The organism is Candidatus Propionivibrio aalborgensis, assembly GCF_900089945.1.
Lineage (GTDB): Bacteria > Pseudomonadota > Gammaproteobacteria > Burkholderiales > Rhodocyclaceae > Propionivibrio > Propionivibrio aalborgensis.
Genome location: NZ_FLQY01000287.1, coordinates 1 through 3772 on the forward strand (window position 1 = coordinate 1; position 3772 = coordinate 3772).

The following is a 3772-nucleotide window of genomic DNA, read 5'->3' on the forward strand; positions in this document are numbered from 1 at the left end:
GATGGCGTTGAAGATGTGCGCCATCTCGCCCAGGAAGGCGCGGGCCTCGCGCGGCGGCTGCGTTGAGACGAATTCAAGCACCACCGGCAGATAGTCCGGCAGCTCACCGGGCGCCAGAAACAATCCGGCCTTCTCGTAGGTCTGCGCCAGATCGATCATGGTCTCGTTGGCGCCGTCTGAGCATCCGTTGCCGAACGAGAAGCCGCAGCCGCCGCGCACGTCGAAGGTGTTTTCGGCGTACTCGCGATGTGTGCTGGGGATCACGAAGCGGTCTTCGTAGTTGGCGATGGCCATCACGTGATACATCTCTTCAACCTGTGCCGGGGTCATGTTGACCTGCTCCAGTACGGCCGTGTTTATGCGCCCATCGACGTGTTTTTCACGCTGGTAGGCACGCATGGCCAGCATGCGCTCCAACGCGCGTTCGACAGGCTGTGTGTCGCCAGCCGTCAGCATATTGGCCAGATACTTGACCGGGATGCGCAACTGCTTGACATCCGGTATCTCGCCATTGGCGCCGATGTGACCGGCGTTGGCGGCGGCACTGATGGGGGAGAGCGGCGGCACATACCAGACCATCGGCAGGGTGCGGTACTCGGGGTGCAGGGGCAGCGCCACCTTCCAGTCCATCGCCATCTTGTACACCGGGCTCTTGCGCGCGGCATCCATCCATAGATCCGGAATGCCGTCAATGCGGGCCTGCTCGATGACCTTCGGGTCGTTCGGATCGAGAAACACATCGAGTTGCGCTTGGTAGAGGTCGCGGTCGTGTTCGACGCTGGCAGCGGCTTCGATGCGGTCGGCGTCGTAAAGCAGCACGCCGAGGTAACGGATGCGGCCGACGCAGGTTTCCGAACATACCGTTGGCTGACCGGCCTCGATTCGCGGGTAGCAGAAAATGCACTTCTCGGCCTTGCCCGATTTCCAGTTGTAGTAGATCTTCTTGTAGGGGCATCCGGAGACGCACATGCGCCAGCCGCGGCACTTGTCCTGGTCGATCAGCACGATGCCGTCCTCTTCGCGCTTGTAGATCGAGCCTGACGGGCAACTGGCCACGCACGCCGGATTGAGGCAGTGCTCGCACAGGCGGGGCAGGTACATCATGAAGGTGTTTTCGAACTGCCCGTAGATATCCTTCTGGATATCGTCGAAATTCTTGTCCTTACTGCGCTTGGAGAACTCGCCACCGAGAATTTCTTCCCAGTTCGGCCCCCAGACGATTTTCTCCATGCGCTTGCCGGTAATCAGGCTGCGCGGGCGGGCCGTTGGGGCAGCTTTCATTTCCGGCGCCGACTGCAGATGATCGTAGTCGAAGGTAAAAGGCTCGTAGTAGTCGTCAATCTCCGGCAGATTGGGATTGGCGAAGATGCGCATCAGCAGCTTCCACTTACCGCCCTGGCGCGGCTCGATCTTGCCGTTGGCCAGACGATGCCAGCCGCCGTTCCATTTGTCCTGGTTCTCCCATTCCTTGGGATAACCGATGCCTGGCTTGGTTTCGACATTGTTGAACCAGGCGTACTCCATGCCGGGGCGACTGGTCCAGACGTTCTTGCAGGTGACTGAGCAGGTGTGGCAGCCGATGCATTTGTCGAGGTTCAGCACCATGCCGATTTGAGCGCGAATTTTCATGAACGAGTCTCCTGCAGAGCCGTCTCAACGGAGACGAACGCCCCCTCGAGGGGCAGCGAATGGTTATGAGCGTGGGGGGTCATAAATCTCTCCTTACGCCTGGGCCGTTGCGGCGGCCGCTTCGGTTTCATCATCGAGCCAGTCCACCTTGTTCATCTTGCGCACCACGACAAACTCGTCGCGATTGGTGCCGATGGTTCCGTAGTAGTTGAACCCGTAGCTGAACTGGGCGTAACCGCCGATCATGTGCGTTGGTTTGAGCACAATGCGGGTCACGGAGTTGTGAATGCCGCCCCGGATGCCGGTGATTTCCGAACCGGGCGTATTGACGATTTTTTCCTGAGCGTGGTACATCAAAACCATGCCGGGGTTGACCCGCTGGCTGACTACGGCGCGCGCGGCAATTGCGCCGTTGATGTTGAACAATTCCACCCAGTCGTTATCGACGATGCCGGCCACTTTGGCGTCGTCTTCACTCAGCCAGATGACGGGGCCGCCACGGTTGAGCGTCAGCATCATCAGATTGTCGGAGTAGGTGGAGTGAATTCCCCACTTCTGGTGCGGCGTGATGAAGTTGAGCGCGATTTCCTTGTTGCCATTGGGCTTGATGTTCTGAATACCCGCCGTCGTCTTCAAATCCACCGGCGGACGGTAGCTGGAGAATCCCTCGCCAAACGCCGTCATCCAGGGGTGATCCATGTAGAACTGCTGGCGGCCCGTCAGGGTGCGCCATGGAATCAGCTCATGCACATTGGTGTAGCCCGCGTTGTACGACACGGTTTCGGATTCGATACCGCTCCACGTTGGCGAACTGATGATCTTGCGCGGCTGTGCCTGGATGTCGCGGAAACGGATTTTTTCGTCCTCGCGGTACAGTGCCAGGTGCGTGTGATCGATTCCGGTCTGCTTGCCCAGAGCTTCCCAGGCTTTTACGGCAACGTGCCCGTTGGTTTCCGGCGCCAGTTGCAGTACGACTTCGCAGGCGTCGATGTCGGATTCGATCTTCGGCATGCCGCAGGTTACGCCTTCGGCGGTGGTAAGGCCGTTGAGTTCGCCGAGCTGCTTGACTTCGGTCTGCGTATTCCAGGCGATGCCTTTGCCGCCATTGCCGACCTTGTCCATCAACGGGCCGAGCGCCGTGAAACGCTTGTACACATTGGGGTAATCGCGTTCGACCACCACCATGTTCGGCGCCGTCTTGCCTGGAATCAGGTCGACTTCGCCGCGCTTCCAGTCCTGCACGCCAAACGGTTGGGCCAGTTCGGCGGGCGAATCGTGCATCAGCGGCGAGAGCACCATTTCGCGCTCGACGCCTAGATGGCCGACACAGACTTCGCTGAACTTCCTGGCGAAACCCTTGTAGATTTCCCAGTCGCTGCGTGACTGCCAGGCCGGATCGACGGCGGTCGATAGCGGGTGAATGAAGGGGTGCATGTCGCTGGTATTGAGATCGTTCTTCTCGTACCAGGTCGCCGTCGGCAGCACGATGTCGGAATACAGGCAGGTGGTGCTCATGCGGAAATCCAGCGTCACCAGCAGATCCAGTTTGCCTTCAGGCGCCTTGTCGTGCCAGACGACTTCGCTTGGTTTGGCATCGTCCTTGCCCAGGTCCTTGCCCTGCACACCATGGCTGGTGCCCAGGAGGTGCTTGAGGAAATACTCGTGGCCCTTGCCGCTGGAGCCCAGCAGGTTGGATCGCCAGACAAACAAGTTGCGCGGCCAGTTGTCCGGATGATCCGGATCTTCGCAGCTCATGGCGAGCGAGCCGTCCTTGAGTCCTTTGACCGTGTAGTCCTTGGGATCGACGCCCGCGGCGACGGCATCCCGCACCACTTGCAGAGGATTGGTCTTGAGTTGCGGCGCGGATGGCAGCCACCCCATGCGCTCGGCGCGCACGTTGTAGTCGATCATGCTGCCGCCGTACAGTTTCTGGTCGGCGAGCGGGGAGATGACTTCTTCCATGCCCAGTTTTTCATAGCGCCACTGGTCGGTGTGGGCATAGAAGAAGCTGGTGCTGTTTTGCTGGCGTGGCGGGCGGATCCAGTCCAGGGCAAAGGCGAGGGCGGTCCAGCCGGTCTGGGGCCGCAGCTTTTCCTGGCCCACATAGTGCGCCCAACCGCCGCCGCTTTGTCCGATGCAGCCG

The 3772-nt window shown here is 60.1% G+C and carries 2 protein-coding genes; both read right to left on the reverse strand.

Features of this window, described 5'->3' with window-relative positions; all coding sequences use genetic code 11:
• Positions 1-1629, reverse strand: a 1629-nt coding sequence (gene narH / locus PROAA_RS13045; protein ID WP_222102264.1) for a nitrate reductase subunit beta, incomplete at its 3' end; no start/stop codon positions are given.
• 93 nt (positions 1630-1722) lie between these two features.
• On the reverse strand, positions 1723-3772 hold a 2050-nt coding region (locus tag PROAA_RS13050; protein ID WP_186411757.1), incomplete at its 5' end, for a nitrate reductase subunit alpha.